This is a genomic window from Sphingobacterium sp. 18053 (genome assembly GCF_902706145.1).
Classification (GTDB): Bacteria; Bacteroidota; Bacteroidia; order Sphingobacteriales; family Sphingobacteriaceae; genus Sphingobacterium; species Sphingobacterium paramultivorum.
Genome location: NZ_CACSJW010000010.1, coordinates 334,472 through 355,522, shown reverse-complemented (window position 1 = coordinate 355,522; position 21,051 = coordinate 334,472). Strand labels below are relative to the sequence as shown.

The window sequence follows — 21,051 nt, the reverse complement described above, 5'->3', positions numbered from 1 at the left end:
GAATAAGATGATATGAATATCATAGATCAGCCAATAAAGATTTTTAGGTGCCTATATCGGCGGTGTCTACCTCTTCCCATTCCGAACAGAGCAGTCAAGCCCGCCAGAGCCGATGGTATTGCCGTAACAGGTGGGAGAGTAGGTCGGTGCCTTTTTTTACACGGAAGCCCTTGCTGGAAACAGTCAAGGGCTTCTTTCGTTTAAATACTTCCATGGCCGTTACACTTCCGCCACTGACCATCACTGCCTATCCTCTGCACATTGGTATCGCAGCACATGGACGTCGGTGAGCCCGGTCCGTCGGAAGCTGTCCCGCAACCGTCGCTATCTTGCAACCGCAACTGTCACTGTGCTCAGTGGTAATGGTACATTGCTCCTATCTCTCTTAAACCCAATGCCCTTTTCTTTATACCTGCAGCATTACTTCCCGAATAACCGGATATTCCTCTTCTTTGATACAATAGCTGTAGAGCCTTCTTATCTTGAACAGTGGAGGGCATAAAAACGAACCAAGTGGTTTATTTCTCGAAGCTGCTTTAGGAACTCTTTTCATCCCTTTGCGGGAGATAGCTAGAATATAGCGAAGTTTTGAATTAGGACTATCGGTAGCGGCCTTTATTGCTATTTCTGTTGTCTATAAACAGCTTCGTAATAAGGTTTGTAGCTTTTGCCTATGCTAGCGGTGGACTATATGGTCTTTGTTTGTAAAACTGGAGTTAAGCAAGACTAGGAAGGCTATCCAATTCCGTAAAGAATGTTGATACGGCAGGTAGTTTTTTTACACAGGTATTGAAGAGTAATGTCTTTACTTAAATACCGCAAGTAAACGCGAGTAGGAGTCAAAAAAATTAGGGCAGGTCAAAAGGCCTTCCCTAATTTTTTTGACTAGCACGCTTACAAAATCTTTGCTATAAGCTGAGCAAGGATAGCTTTGTCCAGAGGTTTGGTCATGACGCCATCAAATTGATGTAGCTGCCCTTCGGGAATCTGTACGGTTACTTGTGATTCGTCTGACGTCAGCGCAATAACTTTGCTATTCCATCCCTTTACGCTATTGTTGTCTTTGACCGTATTGAGGATATCCCAACCGGTAGGGCCATGCATTTTGAGATCGGTGATAATAATATCCGTTCTATTTTCCTTCAGATAGGCTATTGCAGTAGATGAATCCTGATAGATTTTCACATCTTCGAAATGTTGCAATGCTTGTTTTACGAATAGATTATTGATCGGATTGTCATCAATAACTACAAAGCTCAGCTCTTTTGAGAGCTTATCCAAGCTCGTAATTTGTTTCCTATTTTTCTTTTCTTCGGTGAATGGAACGACTAATGTAAATGTTGATCCCTTGCCCTGTTGACTGCTAACACTTAACGTTCCGTTTAGCTGTTCGGCCATGAGTTTAGAAATATGTAATCCCAATCCAAAACTATTCTTGGATTTCTGATCGGTCATATAATACTGTTCGAAAATATGCTCCTGATCTTTTGCCGAAATACCTTTTCCTGTATCGTTGACTAATATGTGTAATTTGGATCCCTGATCTCTGCTGATAAAGGCTTTTACCTCTATCTGCCCCTTATCTGTATATTTAATGGCGTTGCTCAAGAGGTTAGAAATAATCTGGCGTACACGATACGTTCCGCTTTTGATTAAGATGTCGGGATCGATATCAATGTAACTGATGAGTTTTAACCCTTTTTTGTCTGCTTGAGCCTGCTGCATTTTTATGAGGTTCGCGAGCAATTGAGTTGGCGAAAAGTACTCAGCCTTAATTTCTAGTGTACCAGACTCTAGTTTACCGAGATTCAGAATATCTTCCACAGTATCATTGATCACATGGATATCTTGTGTAATGGAGTCTAATAAAATAGGGTTGACCCGATTGTTTGCCGCATTGCTCTTTAGCAGATCAATAACACTGACCAAAGAATTGACCGGTGTGCGCACATCATGACTTACATTGGCCAGTATACCGGCCTTCTCTTTCGCTGTTCGCAAGGCATAATCTCTAGCGGCAGTAAGCTTACGCTCATACACAAGTGTATTGTAGTGGTAGGACAACAAAAGTGTCACCATAATAATCATGAGAATAATAGAAGCGATGACCTGTTTGCCAAAAATGGAAGAGTTTTCTCTATAGAGTTTGAAATCTTGAATTTCAGCAGCTCTTAGTATCTCATCTTCATGGGTCTTAATGCGAAGCAAGGCCGTGCTGATCGTGCTGAATAAGTTGTAGTTAGACTGTAGAAGCTGTCTTTCCTTGTGCTGCAGCTCAGCAAACGAACGACGAATCTTACTGAAATCTTGCCGGTGGAATGTCTCATTTTGCTCGATCAAACTTTGGATCTGGCTATGTATTGCCTTGATTTGGTTAACGTTGAAATTTTGTTCCAGTTTATCGGCAACAAGGGTGTCATTTTTGGCTTTGAAAATACGTGTAAAGAGTTTTTCTTTCTTTCGGACAATGGTATCCTTCTTACTTACATTGAGTGCTGTATCTCGTAATATTTTATTGACAACCGAATCTGCGAGTATACGATTGTTTCCTGGGCGAATTGTTCTATTCGTTTTCGTTAAGAGTGACAGCGAGTCTTTGGCCAAAAAAATCATGTTGTCAACAGATTTTTTAATGTGCGCGAACTCGTCTGAAAGGGAGATATTTTGTTCCAAGGAAGTATTTGTAGAGAAAGTAAGTCCTTTTTGGGAAGACAACTTCGAAAGGGAATCAATATAAAATCGTAACGTATCTAAACTATTGCTGTAATTCTTTAAATTTTCGGCACTGAAGTCCACGGTATAAGAGCGAAAAGCATTTCCGGCAGCGTTGTAAGAGGAGAAGAGTTCGTAAAAAAGATTAGTCAATTGATTCTTAGAACTGTAAGCTTTATTTAAACGGGCTTCGGTCTTTTGGTACTCAATATATTGATAGGTAAATATCGAACCGATATAAACCAAGGAAAGAATCAGGAAGGCAATTAAAACTGTCCTGATAATAAATAATTTTTTACTGTTTTTCACGTTATTGTTCTTTCACCCCAATAAGTTAACTATAGCCTATTTTGTTTTGTCTGGAAGTCAAATTTAATACTAAAAAATGATATCCTCTTGGTGTGCCTGTAGCCAACGAGCTACTTTTTGAAAATCTTACACAATCGTTTGATTGAAAGTTGGAGTAGAAGGATCATTTTTTATTTTTTATTTTGCATAACGAAACCAATAAACGGTCTTTTTTTTGTCTGTTTATTTAAAAATAAAAACTTAAATTTTAATGAAAACACTCCTCTGTTCAGTAGCGTTATCCCTTTTATTTGCGCAAGGACTCCATGCGCAGTCTGGGATTGATATTATCCCCAAGCCTCAGGAAATCAATAGGGGAGCAGGCCAGTTTCAGTTGAATCCACAAACTACCTTAAGTTTTAAGAACTGCGATGTGAAAGATGTGTCTTTGTTTGTTGAGCAGCTGAGAAAAGTAACGCATTATCCCCTGAACGTGAGGAAACAGGCGAGCAATAGTATTGAATTTAGACTAGACCCTAAATTGACAACACCTAATGATGAAGGCTATCAGCTTGAGGTTTCCAATCGGGGAGTGGTCGTGACAGCAAAAAGCTCCCATGGGCTTTTCAATGCAACGCAATCACTGCGGCAACTTTTACCGACAGCTTTCGAGGGTAGTAACCCAACCAAAGAAATAAGCTGGAATATTCCGGCTGTGAAAATTAAAGATTATCCCCGCTATCATTGGCGCGGCTATATGAAAGATGTAAGCCGGACCTTCTTTGATGTGAAAACCGTGAAAAAGTATTTGGATGTCATGGCATTATACAAAATGAATACTTTCCATTGGCATTTGACGGATGACCAAGGCTGGCGGATTGAAATAAAGAAATATCCGAAATTGACCATGGAAAATGCGACGGTATTTCATCGAACAGAAAAGCAACCTGCAGAACGCAGTGGATTTTATACACAGGAGCAGATCAAGGAAGTTGTTCAATATGCTCGAGAGCGTAATATTACGATTGTGCCCGAGATTGATGTTCCTGGACATTCATGGCCGACAATATTGGCCTATCCTGAACTTGGGGTCAACAAAAATTCCTACCCGAATCACATTTTTCCTTTTGTGTCATCTTGGGGATATTGGGGAAATCAATTTACCCCCAATACACTGGATCCCACAAAAGAGTTTACGTATGAATTCTTGAATAATGTGTTCACCGAAATCGCTAATCTCTTCCCGGGTAGTTATATTCATTTTGGAGGGGATGAGGTTCGTCATGATTTGTGGGAAAAAGAGGCTCATGTGCAGGATTTTATGAAGCAGCACCAGATTAAGGATGTCAAAGCACTTCAGAGCTATTTTGTTCAACGCGTTTCTGATATCATTGTCCAGAAAGGGAAAAAACCGATCGGGTGGAATGATATCTTAGCTGATGCTGAAAACTTGCCGAAGAGTACAGCAATCATGAGCTGGCTTGGTGAAGAAGCGATCAAGGAAGCGACTAAAGATGGATTTAAGGCCGTAGCCACACCAGCATCGCATCTCTATTTTGATATTACACAGGCCGATCGGAATGATGGTACCATGACTGACCTGGCCTATCCGCAGATAAACTCGCTGAAAAGAGTGTATGAATTTGATCCTTCTGCAGGACTTAGTCCGGCTGAGGATCAGCTTGTCCTCGGTGTTCAGGGAAATATGTGGACAGCGTTGGCCCAGGATATTAAAGACCTGAATGTGCAGAATTTTCCGCGATTGCTTGCGGTTGCTGAAATTGGATGGGCTGCTAAGTCAGCAAAAGATTATACAGCGTTCAGCCATCGATTGGATGCCAATCTTCCAAGATTAGATTCCATGCGTATTGATTATTATCGTCCCGGGGGATATATTGCGGGATCATGGGGACCTAATGATATCAAGGAAACGTATAGTTTTCTAACTTTTGACGTGAGCAGGAAGATTTACGATAATGGACGAGCGCAAGCTGGATTTTTCTTTGTGGAGGGGAAGAATTTCCTGGAGATCGATGCCGTACAATTGCTACAGGACGGGCATGTCATTGCAGAGGATGGACATCATGCGCTTGCGGATAAATTTAGGGGAACCAACAAGATCAAACCTTTTTACTACAATTTTACAGTAACGAATTATAATCCGCAATCGAAATACGAAATCAAAGCTCGTGTCAGAGGTGCTGGCGGTGTGGATTCAAAAGGAAATTTTACATTTAATTTGTCTCCGAATAGGCCTTTTGATAAGATAGAAAAAAAATAAAGGGTATTACCCTTTATTTTTTACTTATTTGAGTTCGATCATCTTTTGATTTGCATTCTCTTCTTTTACTTCTTGAAGGATTGCAATTTCAATAGGTGCAATCAGACTTAAAATAATCAATGCAATGAAAGCTACAGGGAAAATAATTCCGATGATTACAGCTAATAGCAGGGAGATATTTAAGTATTCTTGTCCATTCTTGGAGGAAACTTTTAAACGGGAGCTTTTGAAGGAATCAAAAAGATCTTGAAAAACTTTAGTAATTGTTTTACTGTTGATGCTGAATGTTGTTTTAGTTGCCATGATGTTTATTTTTTAATTTTTTTAATTCTTATTTGATGACTCAAAGATAGGACGCAAATATGGCGCTAAAGAGGCTCATTAGGCCAGTCTCGAGACAATCTCGGTAAACGACCCGCTTTTATCGGTTAATACTTTTTTGAAATTAGGGTAAGTGATATGATGATCAATATAGCCGAGGGGGCATATATCCTTAAACAAAAAACAGGGGTAGCTTTTTAGGCTACCCCTGTTTTTTGTCTATTATTTTGCTAGCGTGATTATAGACCTACATGCTCTGTTTTCGATTTTGTTGGTCCCGATGGTCCTTGTTTAAACGCTGGGTCATAGTTCCATTCGATCGTGTCGGTTAATACCTTACCGTCTTTTTGGATTACTTTTGCTTCTACAGTATTCTTCCCCAGTTTTAGCTTCACGTTTTCGAAGATGTAGTGTACGTTGGTCTGACCAATTTTGGCCCCTTTGATCGTTTGTCCATTGATGATCAATGTTGGCTCACCTCGGTTCGAATAAACCGTAATAGGCGTGATTTCATTACCTCTGTTGATCATACGACGCTGTGTAATATATAAAACGGGTTCTTTGCTCCAATTGGCTTTGTACCAATAAAAGCCATCCTTCTTCAGTTTACGGTCAAAGGAAACCAGTCCTTTATAATTCCGAGGGTTAACATTCAGCGCAGTAATGGGCGTGGCAAAATCGAATGTGTTCCAGACATAAGAACCCAGGAAAATTGGACTTTTGGATATCACGCCCCAATGTACTTCATGAAATTTGGTTGCATATTCTTCAGGGAAAAACGATGGATTGCTCCATTGATTTCCAAAATTTCCAACCTCTTCTGCTTGATCTTCGGGGATGGCTTCTGCACCATATTCCGAAAAGATAATCCGGTAATCTTTGAATTCTTCACTGATACGTTTTGCCCAGGAGGCGACATCATCCTCTTTATCTGATTTATTCTCCAATTCACCATTATACCAGCCAAAGTAATGATTGATGCCTTGAACATCTGCATTATTGTTAACTGGATGGTCGATAACATTATAACCGCTGACAGAAACGGTATAGCGATCAGGATCTTCGGATTTAGCGAGGTCATTTAATTTGGTCGTTAGTTGGACGGTATAGGCTGAAGGAGAGTATACCTCATTGTGCATACCCCATATATAGATGGAAGGATGGTTGAAATTTTGGCGGATCAGTTCTTTCAGTTGTTGTTGTGCGTTGTTGTCTTCCAAGGTGGTTACCCGATTGACAAACGGGATTTCGGCCCAGATAACGAGACCCATGCTATCGCATTTCGAATAGAAGTACTCAGACTGTTGGTAATGTGCCAATCGGATCGATGTTGCTCCCATTTCTTTGATGATTGCCAGGTCTTCGTCGTGGTCTGCATTGCTTAGGGCCGATCCTTTACCTAGTCGATCCTGATGGCGACAAACACCATATAGTGGATATTTGATATCATTTAGGAAAAATCCTTCACCGGTTCGTAATTCAAATTTACGAAGACCAAGAGGTGCTGTTACCTCATCAATTACCTGGTTGTTCTTTTTGATTTGTGTGACCACCTTATAGAGATAGGGATCATCTAAACCTTGCCATAAATGTGGACTTTTGACTAGGATTTGTTGCGTAACGGTTTGACGGCCTTGCGGTAACAACGTGTACTGTGTGCTTTGTTTGGCTTTAATCGATCCGTCTTTTTCGAAAACGGTTGTCAATAACTCAATTGGTTGTTTTTTTCCGGATTTGTTGTCTATTTTTATTTTTACAGCAACATCGGCTGTTTTCTTGGAGACATTTTTTTGCGTGATATAGATTCCTTTAGCTGCAAAATCATTCACCGCAATATGGATGTCGTCGGTTACAATAAGCTCGACTGGTCTATAAATACCGCCGTACATGGGGAAAAGGGTATGGTTAACAGGAATGACCTGTGGTGTAGCTTCATTGTTTACCTTCACCAAAATCTCGTTTTCTTTTCCAAATTGGAGCATAGTGGTCAGTTCGAATACAAATGCAGAATAACCACCCTGATGTCTGCCCACGAAGTTATAATTTCCATTGCGTTTCGTATTGTCGTAGGTAATATCATTTTTGCCTTCTTTGGTAGGAAGGGGCTGATTGTTTACGTATACTTCTGTGTTGGTATTGACCCCTTCAAATCGAATGAAAATGCGTTTGCCTTTCCAAGCTGTTTCGGGAACAAAAGATTTGCGATAATAAGCATCACCGGTATAAAAACGCTCATTTTTTCCTAAACTACCAGACTTAATCTCTTTGGCCTGCATATCGTTTGCATTCCAGGTGTGCGGTAAATTGACAAGCTGCCATTTCCCTTCAAACAGTTGATTATAGTCTAATGTCGAAGTAGAAAAAGGTCCCTTTTTGAAAGTCCAGCTGGTATTAAATGGAACTACGGTTCGTGCTTGTATGTTCAATAGCAGTATTCCAATAAAGATTAAGGTATAAAAGATCTTTTTTATCATACGGTTTTAACTTAGGGTATTGTATTTGTGTCTTCAAATTTATGTCTTCAAATATAGCTAACAAAATGATAATGACTAATTGGACTAGCCTCAGTAGAACTGCTATTCGATCTTGTTTTTAATTAATAGTGATCAAAATATCTCTATTAATTATTGTTTTTTCTTTATTCGCTTTGTTGCGTCCATTCACTACAACGTTTTCGAGATTTGCGCAAACGATTGACTATACTTGGGCTACAGTAATAAATAATAAATTCTTTACCATTGCATTACAAGATAAACTGTGGGCAGAACCGATGTAAACAGTTCATACGATGGATTTTCGTATTCCTTTTACATCGCGTGCTGGCTGTGGTGGGCCGATTATAGCACAAACTAGGTTCGAATAATGTATGATCGAACCTACTTAGAAACAAATACTTTACACAAGCAGATTTAATCTGATCAGTTGAAAATAACTATAGAACGGATGAAACATAGATTAATAGGAACATTTCTTTTGGTATTCTTGACGATACAGTTTGTGGAGGCACAGGTTGCTATCATCCCACGTCCTCAGCAGCAGGAAGTGCGGAAGGGGAAACTTATCCTAGGTAGAAATATAGGCATTATAAGCGATCCTTATTTTGATCCCACGATATTGTATTTCAAGAAGCTCCTGCTTGGGCGTTTCGGGATTTCGGCCTATGCTGCGACCAAGGCCGACGAAGCCCAAGTTATGGTAAGCTGGGATAAAACACTTGAACATGAGGCCTATCGTTTGCAGATAGATCCTACTCATATTCGAATTTACGCTTCAGATAAATCAGGACTTGTCAATGGAATTGCAAGTTTAGACCAATTGTTGTCCGTTGCAGCCCTAAGCGGTGATCAGCGTGAGTTGGATGCTGTTGAAATTACAGATAAAGCACAATTTACATGGCGCGGTTTTATGTTAGATGAGTCGAGACACTTCTTCGGGAAGGAAAAAGTAAAGTCATTATTGGATTGGATGGCTTTTTATAAATTGAACAAGTTTCACTGGCATTTGACGGATGAGCCTGCGTGGCGCCTTAGTATACAACGTTATCCTTGGCTGGCTCAAATAGGGGGGATAGGCAATTATTTAGACCCCTATGCTGGAGTACAGTATTATACGCAAAATGATATCAGTGAGATTATTGCTTATGCTGATGAACGTAATATTGAGGTCATTCCTGAGATTGATATGCCTGGACATGCAACAGCTGCAAATCGCGCGTATCCGTTTTTATCGGGCGGGGGTAATGAAAAACACCCTGATTTTACTTTTCACCCAGCAAAAAATACGACATATTCATTTTTAAGCCATGTGTTGCGCGAAGTAAAAGCGCTTTTTCCTTCGACTTACATTCATTTGGGCGGAGATGAGGTTGCTTTCGGTAGTGATGCCTGGAATAATGATCTACAGGTGCAGGAGTTAAAAAAGGCAGAAGGGCTGAAATCCAATAAGGAAGTGGAAGAGTATTTTATTCGACGTATGGGAGATTCCGTTGCCCGAATAAATGGAAAAATCATTGTTTGGGATGAGATGGTAGACGCAAAACTGAATAAAGCGCAGACTGTGATGATGTGGTGGCGCCATGATAAACCCGAACAGCTCAACAAAATTTTGGATAAAGGATATCAGGCAATTCTTACACCGCGTTTACCTTTATATTTTGATTTTGTGCAGCAGGAAAACCATCGGTATGGACGGAAATGGGGCAAAGGGTTTAACCCTATTCAAGATGTCTACAATTTTGCAGGCGAACAGTTGGATAGTTTAGGTGGTCGAAGAAAACAGATATTGGGTATCCAGGCCAATCTATGGACTGAAACCGTGACAAATACCAATCGATTGGATTATCTCGTCTTTCCGAGAATTGCGGCATTGGCGGAAGCAGCATGGACATCTGGCAAGCAACGTAATTTTGACCAGTTCACTAAAGTGTTAAAGAAACATTTAGCATTGTATCGGGAACAGGGACTCTATTACTTTGATCCATTTCAGGACAGTAACCCTGAACCGGTCGTCATGAAGAAAGTACAGAAACAGTATATTGATCGTCCAGACTAGTTGCGTTTTTTGTCTTTGAATAAGTTGGACTATATAGAATCGTGGTAATAAACAATTAGATAAAATATGATAAGCTATAACAGATTGATGATGACCTTGCTGTTGGCTGGTGCGCTATTGGCCGGGAAAACTGTTTCTGCCCAATGGACTGGGCCACGCAAAAAGGTGGAGCAAAGAATTGACGTAAAATACGGGCCTTTAACACCGGCACATCGAACCGATGAAGCGATGGAGCGTTTTCGGACATATGGTTTAGGACAGTTTATCCATTGGGGGCTTTATGCAATTCCTGGCAATGAATGGGAAGGAGTAAGCGCTCGTAAAGGTGCGGCCGCTTCCGAATGGATTCGTACCTGGAGTGGACCTACTGCACCAAAGGACTGGAAAAACACCTATGATAATTTATACAAGCAATTTAATCCCAAAGGATTTGACGCAAAGCTATGGGCTAAGCAGGCTAAAGAAATGGGGGCAAAATACCTGATTTTTACCACCAAACATCACGATGGATTTGCCTTATGGCCTTCGAAGTATACAGACTATACCATTAAGAAAAGCCCTTATAAAAAAGACATCGTCAAGCAGGTTGTAGACGCTTACACCGCTGAAGGGATAGATGTGTTTTTGTATTTTTCGATCTTAGAATGGAATAATTCAAACTATATGGGTAAGGCGCCGTCTACACCGGAAGAAAAGGCAAAATTCAATAAGTTTTTGGAGTATACCCGTAACCAATTGTTGGAGCTGCTTCAAAACTATCCGCAGATAAAAGGATTTTGGTTCGATGGTACCTGGGATCAGTCCTGGATTCAGTCCTATGACTTTACCTATAAACTGGAGAAGGAACTCCGCGAGAAACACCCGGGCTTAATCATCGGTAGTCGTTTTCGAAACGATGAATTTGGAAAGCGGCATTTCGACTCGAATGGTGATATGTTGGGAGATTATGAGCAAGGCTGGGAGCGTAAGATGCCGAAAGAATTTGAATGGCTAGAGGGACGTGACTGGGATTGTGTGATGACCATCCCGCCTAACGGTTGGGGTTACATGAAAGATTGGTCGGGTATTTATACAAAGACATCCGACGATTTGATCGATATGTTGATGAATTGTGTGTCGATGAACGGGAATTTCGTGTTGAATTTTGGCCCGGATGGAAATGGTCGGATGCATCCAGGAGAGGATAAATTGGCGAAAGAGATTGGTGACTGGATCAAAATCAATGGTGAAGCTGTTTATGGTGTGAGACATGCAGGACTTGCCCCATCTAAATTGGGTTATTTTACCAAAAAAGAGGACAACCTCTATCTTACTGTCTTTAATCGACCGGTCAATAATATTGTCCGCATTGCTGTACCGAAGAATTCAGCTGAGGTTCCGGTAGAGGCTGTTTTATTGCAAAATGGTCAATCATTAGCTCTTAAACGTTCCGATATTGGTTTGGATCTTGATAAGAATACATATTATGATATTGTTCTTCCGGCAACGTTTAGTACAGATAAAGCTTTTGTTGTAAAAATGAAGCTTGGTAGGCCAAAAGGACAGAGTGATCAACTCATGGATGCAAAAATGTAATTCTTGGCATTAGCGCGAAGGTTTTCGCGATCTCATCGGCATTTCAAATGTATATGAGCGCTACTCCAGACCACTGGGAGTGATCGAAAAAGGCGGGATTTAAATCAGTGTTGATTTAGGTCCCGCTTTTCTTTTATAGAATTTCCAACAGTTCCTGTGGATGGTGGATAATATGCTGTGCACCGTGTTGTCTTAACTCGCTCTCTTCCCGAAAGCCCCAAGCAACACCGATAGCTGTTACCCCTGCATTATTGGCGGTATCCATATCCACGGATGAATCGCCTACATAAAAGCAATCTTGTTTGCTAACACCGAGTGTTTGGATACTGTCGAAGACAATATCGGGATCAGGCTTGGCGGGGCGACCTGTTCGATGCCCCAGGACGAGATCAAATGAAATATCGGGAAAGTATTCGGCCATCAAAGGTATCACCGCTTCATGGTATTTATTTGATGCTACCGAGATTAGATAGCCTAATGATTTCAGTTCTTGTAGTAGCGGTATAATCCCTGTGTAGGGTCGTGTATGCGATACAGGTTTTTGTTCATAATATGTCTTAAAAGCTGCAAGTAAGACTGTGATCGTCTCTACTGTCCGTGCTTCTTCGGGTAATGCCCTTTCGATAAGTTTCTGTACACCATTGCCTACAAATTTCTTATAGGCAACGAGTGGATGCGTTGGGTATCCATATTGTTCAAGAATAGCATTGCAGCTGTCCCCGAGGTCCTGTAATGTGTCTAGCAGTGTTCCGTCCAGATCAAATAGTATAAGCTTCATCTGATAAATCTAGTAAAAATTGCGATTGAACCATGGTATAATAATGAGATTAAATGGTAGTTTATATCTTGTGTATAATAAAAGATTACTGAAGACTGGGGGAGATCAAAAAAAGATAGGAGCTCATATATAATGAACTCCTATCTTTAATTCCGCTTAGGAAGAGTTAATCGGATTTCATTTATATTATTTTACCAAATAGATCAATGTTGGAAAGTGATCTGAGTAGCCATTGATAAATACTCCTCCAGAAAATGTTCGATGTGGGTAGCCTTTGTTGCGGCCTTCCTGTTGCACCAAAAAATCCCGATTGAAGATTTCAGCTTTGACAAAACGTAAACCCTTGTTTTTGTTGTCCAATAAAGGTCTAGAAATGATGATTTGATCAAAGAGATTCCATTGTCCCTGATAGCCCAGTGATCCAATGCCTTTATCGTAAAACTTCCACATGGTATTATATAAGCCCTGCGCAGGTACATCCTGCGGATTTTTCTTGGCCTGCAATACTTCCCTTACACTTTTATCTTTGGGATCATCATTTAAATCGCCCATGATAATAATCTTGGCCTCGGAATTTTCACGATAAAGTGAATCACAGATACCTTTGGTAATACCTGCTGCAAATTCGCGAAGTTCAGAAGATTTATTGCCATAACGCGAAGGCCAGTGATTGACAATGATATGTACAGTATCTCCAGCAATCGTACCGGATACCAATAGTTGATCTCTCGTCTTAAAGCCTGGGTTTTCTGGTAGGTTGAATGGATGAACCTTGTCATTAAAAGGCGTGAAGAATTCCGGATTGTAAAGGAACCCAACATCCACGCCGCGACGGTCAGGAGAATCGTGATGAACGATCTTTAATCCCAGCTCACGGAGCTGGGGATCTCGTGTAAGATCTTCCAAAACCCGACGGTTCTCAATTTCGGCTACCCCTAGAGCGATAGGACCCAAACTAGAACTAGGTGAACCGATGGCACGAATCGCTCGTGCCATGTTTTTTATTTTTTGCTGATACTTAGCTTCTGTCCATGTATTGGCACCCTTTGGTGTAAACTCATCGTCATAGATCGTTGAATCTTTTACAGGATCGTATAGATTCTCCAAATTGTAGAATGCGATGGGGTAAACCCGACGGTTGGTTTGTGCGAAACTTGTGTGTACAACAAATAAAAGGAGAAGAAAAATACAGCTGATGTGTTTATAGTTCATCTTTAATTTATTTAGTAACGATAATCGTATTGCCAGAACCGTTTCCGCCAGTTGCGCTTACGATTTTAATATTATCTAAACGGAAGCCAAAGGCATTGTCAGCGCCAGTCATTATAAATTCGACGGTACTTGTCGCTGCAGGTGTAATGTTTGGAATACTGACCGTGTAATATTTATTACGGTCATCTGTTGAGTTGATCGCTACTGGTGTGCTTGGAATCGTATAAGTTGTTCCGTTGACCTTCACCTTCATAGCATTGAGGTTGGTCGCTTCACCAACATTGTAAATATTAGGAACAAGCTGGTAGCTCAATGTAAGATCCGTTTTGTTGGCCGTTTGTATTCCAGCGATTTTCAGTGTAATATCTTTGTTTGCCGGAAGCCATACTGAGGCACTGATTCCTGTCGCTGTACGAATATCTGCCGAACCACTTTCCTCGCTGTACGTCACCGGAGCTTTCATGTCGAAATCGGTGAAATCTGCAATTTTAGGACGGTTGCCACTCGGGTAGGTGCCATTTCCAAATGTCTCGTTGAAAATTGTTCCTCCGGTTTCAGGGTCAGTTGGTGTTGTTCCGGCGTCAGTTCCATCAAAGTCAATCACATCTGTTTTATCGCGCAGGAAGAGCTGCCAGCCTCCATTGTAACGGCCCAATATTCCGACTAATGTTCCATTCCCTTTAGGAAGAATATCTTTAGCAAAACTGGAGAAGTTACTGTTGCGGACATCCAATGTTTTGCCATTCGCATCTTTGACTACTTCGCTAACGGTCGCCGTTCCACCTGCGAAAGCATTGACACCACCATTGTTAAAACGCACATTTTTAATGATAACCAACTTGTTGACCATCGAAGCGTCTAATTTAGAAAGATCAACTTCCAATGGCGTTAAATTGGCTGCATTTGGCCATCCGTTTACTTTGGTATGCTCTTTGAAAATTTCCCAGGCGATACGGTTGGCATTGGTTCCACTGAAACCGATCTGTAGCTCACTACCATATTTCACCATGGACAGGCCTTTTAAGTTGATATACACTTCCTGGCCTGCGCGGAAAGTTGTGTACATGCTATTTTGGTCGACTCCTAGATTGATGGCAGCAGTTTCATCCTGGATGTACAATTGTTTGTAGATATTGCCCGAAATGTCGTTTCCGGTCACCAGTGCTTTAATGATCAGATCCTCATCGATTACTTTTGGATCGGTAATGTTAGCATATTTTTCTTTCAATGCGGCTATCGTTGTGTTGGCATTGGGACCGTCATAGATCGGTTGAGTCAATAGGGGGGCTTCAGGATCACGCTTACAGGCTCCTGTAAATAAGATGAGTCCAATACAGATAACCGATAGCATCGATGTATAGACAGCTTGTATATTTTTTTTGTTCATTATTGTCGAGATTAAAATCTATAGGATACATTCATAAAACAGTTGATTCCCTGCATGTAATAATATTTGGATGCAAACTTATTTGCTGCAGTAATATCCAAACGTGCATTTTCGAAACCTCCAGTTCTGATGTTTTTGTTATTTAAGACGTTATTGACCGCTAAATTGAAGTTCATTGAATTGCGATTTTTCAGGTAAAGGATTTTACCGATTGATAGATCGACTGTTGTGCTATTTTTGAACTTTTCTTGATCAGTAAGGATATGATAAGCATTATCGAGCTCTGGATCGTAAGGATTGATGGTGCTGTAGTTAGATGCCAACTGACGAAGAGGAGCTTTCGATAGATACATATCGCCAGCGTAATTTAAATTAGCGCCAAAAAACCAGTAGTTTACGAAATAACGGACTCCTAAAGTTCCTGCGGTCTGTGGCATTCCACCAACATAGTAGTTATTGAGGTATACCATCTCGCGTTCATTATTGATCAATCCATTTTCGGAATTTTGTGCTCCCATTGGGTTGTTGCTATAATAGTATTCAGCCTTTGTTGCTGCGAGATCGACACTCCAATTGTTGTCAACTTTATAGGTCAATCCGAGCTCTATCCCTCTATTGACCTGGTTCATATCTTTTAGACCATGGTTGATAAAGGTACGGGCGGCATCGTTATAGTAACTTTGTCTGCTGATGAGATCTGTAAAGTTGGTCTGAAAGACCGATAAACGACCATTTAGTTTCGGCAAGGAGAAGACATAACTGATATCTGTAGAGAATATCTTGGCACTTTTGAGGTCTTCAAAAGTAAAGTCACTTACCCTGGGTGAAATGTAAGCATCATTGGCCAATGGTGCTTTGGTCTGATAGCTGATTTTGGCGTTTAATAAATGACGGCCATTGAATTTGTAGGTCATTCCACCCTTGAAAGCATAGTCAAAAAAGTGGTGTTCTTGCCCTTTACCATAGGAATTGGTCGGGAAGCGTCCATTTTTCATGTAGCCTACGCGTTGAAAACTGGTGTATGAAAGCTGTGTTGCGTAGAAAAAGTCGATGTTCGAATACGTGTATTCGTTTTGTAGCCAAGCATTCGCAGACTTGATATTGATGTTGTAACGATATCCAAAAATATCATCTTTTCGTGCCTTAAAGTTGGGATTTAACAAGTCGTTTTGGCTCTGACCTGTATTTTGCCCAAAGTCACGTTCAGAGAATTTGTCAATATCCAGCACATATTCAGCGCCCAGTAGATCCGCTACAGTTTTATATTGCTGGGATTGTGATCCTTTGGCGCCGATACCGAGCGTCAATTTAGCATGCTCATTGATCGTTTTGTTGAGTGTTGTATTGAAACTGCTTTCCAATAGGTCGCTATGGCGTTTCTCCAACATGTAGATGGCTGCACCATCGTTGATTTTATTTTCTAGCTTGTTGACGAGGTATAAATTGTCCCAATCCACTTGTGATACCTTGGCCGATTGCCAAAGGTTGCTGTAGTATTGATTTGTAATGGAATCCGTAAAATAACTCGGCAAATTGCGGTAATAGTCTGGTCTAGGATCCGGACCATTGTACCAGTTTAATGCTGTACTGGCATACTTGCCATAGTGCAGCGATATACCTGTCGTTAGTTTTGTATTTGGATCGATTTTCCAGATATGTGAAAGGATTGCGGTAGGGTCATAAGCAGTGACGATACGCGAATTCCTGATTTTTCCGTCTTGATAGCCCCAATTGGGGTTGTATAGGTTGTTGTCGAGGAGATCATAGGCTTCCTGGAAAGAACCTGATTGTTGGCCACGCTCTACTGGAGAACCAAAGGTGACCAGTGATAAACTATGTTTGCCTTGCTGGAATTGTTTTTCGATGGAAAGTGCGTAGGAGAAGTTTTTGTAAAATGTACCTTCAATATTTCCTTTATCCGCATAGCGGCCACCGATTAAGCCTGTAAATGCCCAGCCATTGTCCATTAGTCCCGTTGAATAGCTCAGCATACCCCGGCTATAATAATTGCGGTTGGTGTATGTGGCTGTTGCTTTTGCTCCTTTGGCGAAGGCGCTGGCGCGCATATTGATATTTTCGGAACCGCCGATGGAGCCGAATGTAAAGGTCGAGGCGTCCATAGCATTGTCTTGGTCTCCATTTCGAGTCAAATCATTGATGGCACCGATGGAAGCATAGTTGAAGACTCCGCGCAATTGGTCGTTGAAGTGTACGCCGTTGATGTATTTTTGTTCGTAGCGGTTGTTGTATCCGCGGAGGCGAAAACGGAATTGAGAGAGCTGATAACCAATTTTGTTGACGTATACGTCGTTAGAAAGGATAATCTTGGCTGCAATGTTTTGGTCGAAAGATTCGTTGTCATCATCCAATAGATCATCGGCAGCCATGCTTAGTTGTACCATGTTGTCGTTGTCGGTACTTGGAAGGACGTAGATATCGTCCATTTTGAGCAGGCCGGAGGCCGGGATCTGAACGGTAATTTTGATCTCCTGGATATTACCACCTGTGATCAGGATCGTTTCTTCACCCGAGTTTAACTTCGGTAGACTGAAGTTCCCTTTGGAATCGGTGACGACCGACTTTTGATTTTTCTCGAAGACGAGACGTACATTGGAGAAAGGTTCTTTGCTCACCTGGTTGCGGACAATACCCTGTACATTGGCCCTTTGGGCAAATATAGGTGTACTGGCAGCAGATAAGAGGGCAAAAAGTATGTATTTTTTATACATAGCTTGAGGTTAAATAGTGAAACGTATTTAGATGACAAATGCAACACATTTTAGATGTGTTGCATTTGAGGATGTTTTTATTGTATTTTATTTTTGGCCGACAAGTGTTAAATCATCGAATCTTATACCGATCGTATTTGCTGTCCCGGCAACAGCCATTGAAATTGTAGAGTTTGCAGGAATAGTAGTTTCCGCTGATAAATCGATTTCCAAAGGATATTTTGTGTTGGTTTTGTAACCATTTGCATCAGAAAATACCACGGAGGCAGGAGAATAGGTTTTGCCATTAAATGTGACAACAATATCTTTTGAGTCAAATGCAGATGACGCGGCAGTGCTATTTACTCCGAAAGCAAATTTAAACTTCAATTTAGTGGCACCTGCAGTATTAATGTCGGATACCGTAAATTTTGCGTCAGCATTAGCGGGTACCCAAATGTTATTATCACTAAAGCCAGTATAGCGGATTGATAATTTACCTGCATCTAATGTGTATTTCACAGCTGTGTTTGTCCAGCCTGTGAATTTATCGAAATCTGTGTTAGCGGCAATCTTCTCTGTTCCAAATCCTTCTTCATATAAAGTCTGTTCAACAGGATCAGTTGTACCACCATTATCTTCATCTTTACCGATCACGTATGAACCCGACGGTACATCGGTCCAGTCTGTGATATTTCCAGACGCCACAATAGCTGCATTGTTGCCAGCCTGCTCTTGCAAGGTGATATTGTAGCTGTATTTTTTACCGGCTTCGTAAGTTGTTGATGATGGTAAAGTCCACGTATAGGTTTCATTACCAATTTTGAATTCAACTTTTGCACCGGCAACGCTAGCTACAGGTAATAAGATAGCCTCTGCCGCTGTTGTAGTTGTTCCCGCTGTAGTTTTTGCCTTGATCGAAGCTGGGTTAGCGCCAGCAGCTAATGTACCTGTTGCTAGGTCGAAGTTTGCTGTAGTATTAAATCCATTGTAAGTTACCGTAAGACCTGATAGGGAACTTACACCAGTCCCAGCAGCAACAGTCAATTCGACTTTGCTGAGTTTGTGGCCAAATTGGAGTTGCGCATTTGGTTTATTCTTGTTGGCTCCAGTTACATTATTAGCGTATAAGAGATCAATTTTATTTTGTTGGGTTTGATCAGCTACATTAACTGGATAAATGTTGTTTGTGATTGTTGTTTGGTAAGGGTAGTAGGCAATAAAATCTACATTGGAGCCATCAGCTGGATAATTAATTTCTTCAGTAATGCTGCTTGCGCTAAAATTACCATCTCCTTTTGTCGTTACATACTGCTTGTTGCTTGCCAATGCATTGCTTAAGCCGCTACCGGTTTTCATGAAAACACCGATTGCATCGTTGCTTTCCCAATTTGCGCCAGCAGCTTTTGTGGTCACTTGGTTAGAGATTGTTGACGAAAAAGTCACCGCCTTGGTGAGTTCTTGTTCTGAAATAGGTGCCTTTTGGCAAGAGCTGGTTACGGCAGCTGCCGCAGTCGCTAGGAATAAAAGTTGGTTTACTTTCATAATTAAACTGAATTGATATGACTAAATCGTTTATTAATTATTTCCAAATAGAGGTATTTATATTTCCTTTTTGTGTATCATTTAGATCAGGAAAAAATGTGAAGCCGGTTGCTTTTTCAAGGTCGCTCACGGTTAATCTATAATTTTCGAAGGTTACTCCTGAAGGAGGGGTTTCATTATTTATCTTATAAGCAAGGGTATAATATTCGGACCCTTTCTTCATGGCTAATGCTTTGAAATAGTATTTTGGCTTGGCGATATCTTTTCCGTCATTGTCCTGTGCAAAATCTAGGCGGCTATCTGTGCTTGTCTTAGGCATTGCACCAGTTACAATATACATTGTATCGCACTGTGCCGTCCATGTTCTGACTTTGGTTTCCAGGTTTGCCCAAATTCCTTGGTTAAGACGTGATACCTGAGCTGTCATGTTGGTAAAATAAAACGTTGTTTTATTTTGGGTTGTATTTAAGTTGCGGTCTGCACTTGGCAACTGGTGGCCTCTGTCATAGCCTGTTGGCTGGAAACCTTTAAATAGATTGGGTTGAAACGCAGTAGATACTTGCGGATCATATCCCCATGCATCTGTACGATTGCCTGATCCAAGAATACTGCTGTATAATGGATAGGCTACCCAATAAGCCATTTTTAGCTTTTTGTCATAGAGCATCGCGTAATTCCTACTGTCGCTTGCATCGGGCATAAAATGTTGAATAAATACCTCGTCATTGCCTAGGTTACTCATTTTTGGGATTTCCAAATAAGCTTGTGAATCACCGATTCCACCACTTGGCTTGCCATTGTCGATTTTGATATCGAAGCTATATTGATTTCCAGCTATTAAATTTTTTAAATTCTGATTTTGCGGGATTGTCCAGGTGTAGGTATCACCATTAGCGGCCATAAACTTAATAGCTTTTCCTGTAATGTCTTCACCGGGGAGTAGTATAAATTCTATGCGAGCCGTTTTATTGGCATTTACCGATACTTTTCCTTGAACATCTTTTTTCTCCGTCGAATTGACTGTCAATTTCCCTGTTGTTAAGTCAAATCCTCCTTGCGTGCTTATGGACGGCATTTTTACCGTAATCTGGTTTGCTTCCAATGCGGCAGTATTGGTAATGGATAGATTAATGCTGACTTTACTCAATTGACGTACAAAAATAAGGGGAACCGTATTGTTACTCTTGTCGATGTTTTTGGCATTGTTTGCGTACATCAGATCTAAAGCTGTCGGATTAGACTGATCACTTAAATCAATTGGATATTGAAAATCTGTAAGGGATTTATAAGGATGATAGGCGATAAAATCTACTTTTTCAGCAGATAGGAAGATTGGGCGGGCACTTTGGAATATTGAGCCATTGAAAGTAAATAACTGATTTTTGACCTCATCAACAATGGAAGTTGCTTCCAGAGGCTGGCCTGATTTGGACATAAATACTCCGATCTGGTCATTCTGATCCCAGGAGGTTCCAGTTGCTTTCGTGTTAATTTGACCGACGATAGTCGGGGAAAATTGTACTGCAGCTTGCTCCATTTTAGATTCTGTTTTCTGGCAGGAATCTAATGTAAGCAATGCAATCATAAAGTAAGCTATTCGCAAGATATTCTGTCTTGGAATAGTTATGATCTTGTTAATCATATTGATAGTTAGTGTGTGTTAATAAAGTAATGACAAAAATACTTAAGTTAA

General features: G+C 40.8%; 12 protein-coding genes and 1 rRNA gene. 4 read left to right on the top strand and 9 right to left on the bottom strand.

Annotated elements, in window-relative coordinates; genetic code table 11:
• Positions 1 to 43 precede the first annotated feature (43 nt).
• Positions 44 to 155: ribosomal RNA gene (rrf, locus tag GVK91_RS23445) — 5S ribosomal RNA — on the top strand.
• 739 nt (positions 156 to 894) lie between these two features.
• On the opposite strand, the gene GVK91_RS23440 is transcribed toward rrf, so the two are convergent.
• A complete protein-coding gene (locus GVK91_RS23440) occupies positions 895 to 3,021 on the bottom strand; it encodes a hybrid sensor histidine kinase/response regulator (RefSeq protein ID WP_159731520.1) in 2,127 nt (708 codons plus the stop codon).
• 250 nt (positions 3,022 to 3,271) lie between these two features.
• On the opposite strand from GVK91_RS23440, the gene GVK91_RS23435 reads away from it, so the two are divergent.
• On the top strand, positions 3,272 to 5,281 hold the full coding sequence (locus GVK91_RS23435; RefSeq protein ID WP_159731518.1) for a beta-N-acetylhexosaminidase: 2,010 nt from the start codon (positions 3,272 to 3,274) through the stop codon (positions 5,279 to 5,281).
• A gap of 24 nt (positions 5,282 to 5,305) precedes the next feature.
• Here the strand turns inward: GVK91_RS23435 and GVK91_RS23430 are convergent, their stop codons facing one another.
• A complete protein-coding gene (locus GVK91_RS23430) occupies positions 5,306 to 5,584 on the bottom strand; it encodes a DUF4342 domain-containing protein (RefSeq protein ID WP_075990719.1) in 279 nt (92 codons plus the stop codon).
• Positions 5,585 to 5,841: 257 nt separating this feature from the next.
• Complete coding sequence (locus GVK91_RS23425; RefSeq protein WP_159731516.1) at positions 5,842 to 8,076, bottom strand: glycoside hydrolase family 2 protein; 2,235 nt, start codon at positions 8,074 to 8,076, stop codon at positions 5,842 to 5,844.
• A gap of 469 nt (positions 8,077 to 8,545) precedes the next feature.
• On the opposite strand from GVK91_RS23425, the gene GVK91_RS23420 reads away from it, so the two are divergent.
• Both GVK91_RS23420 and GVK91_RS23415 read left to right on the top strand, forming a co-directional pair.
• Positions 8,546 to 10,153 (top strand): beta-N-acetylhexosaminidase, encoded by a 1,608-nt coding sequence (locus tag GVK91_RS23420; protein ID WP_153844789.1) that lies wholly within the window; start codon positions 8,546 to 8,548, stop codon positions 10,151 to 10,153.
• Between the two features lie 66 nt (positions 10,154 to 10,219).
• Positions 10,220 to 11,728, top strand: a complete 1,509-nt coding sequence (locus GVK91_RS23415; RefSeq protein WP_159731514.1) for an alpha-L-fucosidase — start codon at positions 10,220 to 10,222, stop codon at positions 11,726 to 11,728.
• Between the two features lie 133 nt (positions 11,729 to 11,861).
• Here GVK91_RS23415 and GVK91_RS23410 read toward each other — a convergent pair whose 3' ends face one another.
• From GVK91_RS23410 to GVK91_RS23385, 6 genes are all read right to left on the bottom strand, one after another.
• The gene (locus GVK91_RS23410) at positions 11,862 to 12,506 is read right to left on the bottom strand and encodes an HAD family hydrolase (protein ID WP_159731512.1); all 645 of its coding nucleotides are present in this window, start codon (positions 12,504 to 12,506) and stop codon (positions 11,862 to 11,864) included.
• A 186-nt stretch (positions 12,507 to 12,692) separates the two neighbouring features.
• Positions 12,693 to 13,718: an endonuclease/exonuclease/phosphatase family protein gene (locus GVK91_RS23405; RefSeq protein WP_159731510.1), complete on the bottom strand. Its 1,026-nt coding sequence runs from the start codon at positions 13,716 to 13,718 to the stop codon at positions 12,693 to 12,695.
• A 7-nt stretch (positions 13,719 to 13,725) separates the two neighbouring features.
• On the bottom strand, positions 13,726 to 15,105 hold the full coding sequence (locus GVK91_RS23400; protein WP_227550087.1) for a DUF5689 domain-containing protein: 1,380 nt from the start codon (positions 15,103 to 15,105) through the stop codon (positions 13,726 to 13,728).
• Positions 15,106 to 15,116: 11 nt separating this feature from the next.
• Positions 15,117 to 17,834, bottom strand: a complete 2,718-nt coding sequence (locus GVK91_RS23395; protein WP_153844793.1) for a TonB-dependent receptor — start codon at positions 17,832 to 17,834, stop codon at positions 15,117 to 15,119.
• Positions 17,835 to 17,921: 87 nt separating this feature from the next.
• Complete coding sequence (locus tag GVK91_RS23390; protein ID WP_153844794.1) at positions 17,922 to 19,358, bottom strand: fimbrillin family protein; 1,437 nt, start codon at positions 19,356 to 19,358, stop codon at positions 17,922 to 17,924.
• Between the two features lie 37 nt (positions 19,359 to 19,395).
• The gene (locus tag GVK91_RS23385) at positions 19,396 to 21,000 is read right to left on the bottom strand and encodes a fimbrillin family protein (protein WP_153844795.1); all 1,605 of its coding nucleotides are present in this window, start codon (positions 20,998 to 21,000) and stop codon (positions 19,396 to 19,398) included.
• Between the last annotated feature and the right edge of the window lie 51 nt (positions 21,001 to 21,051).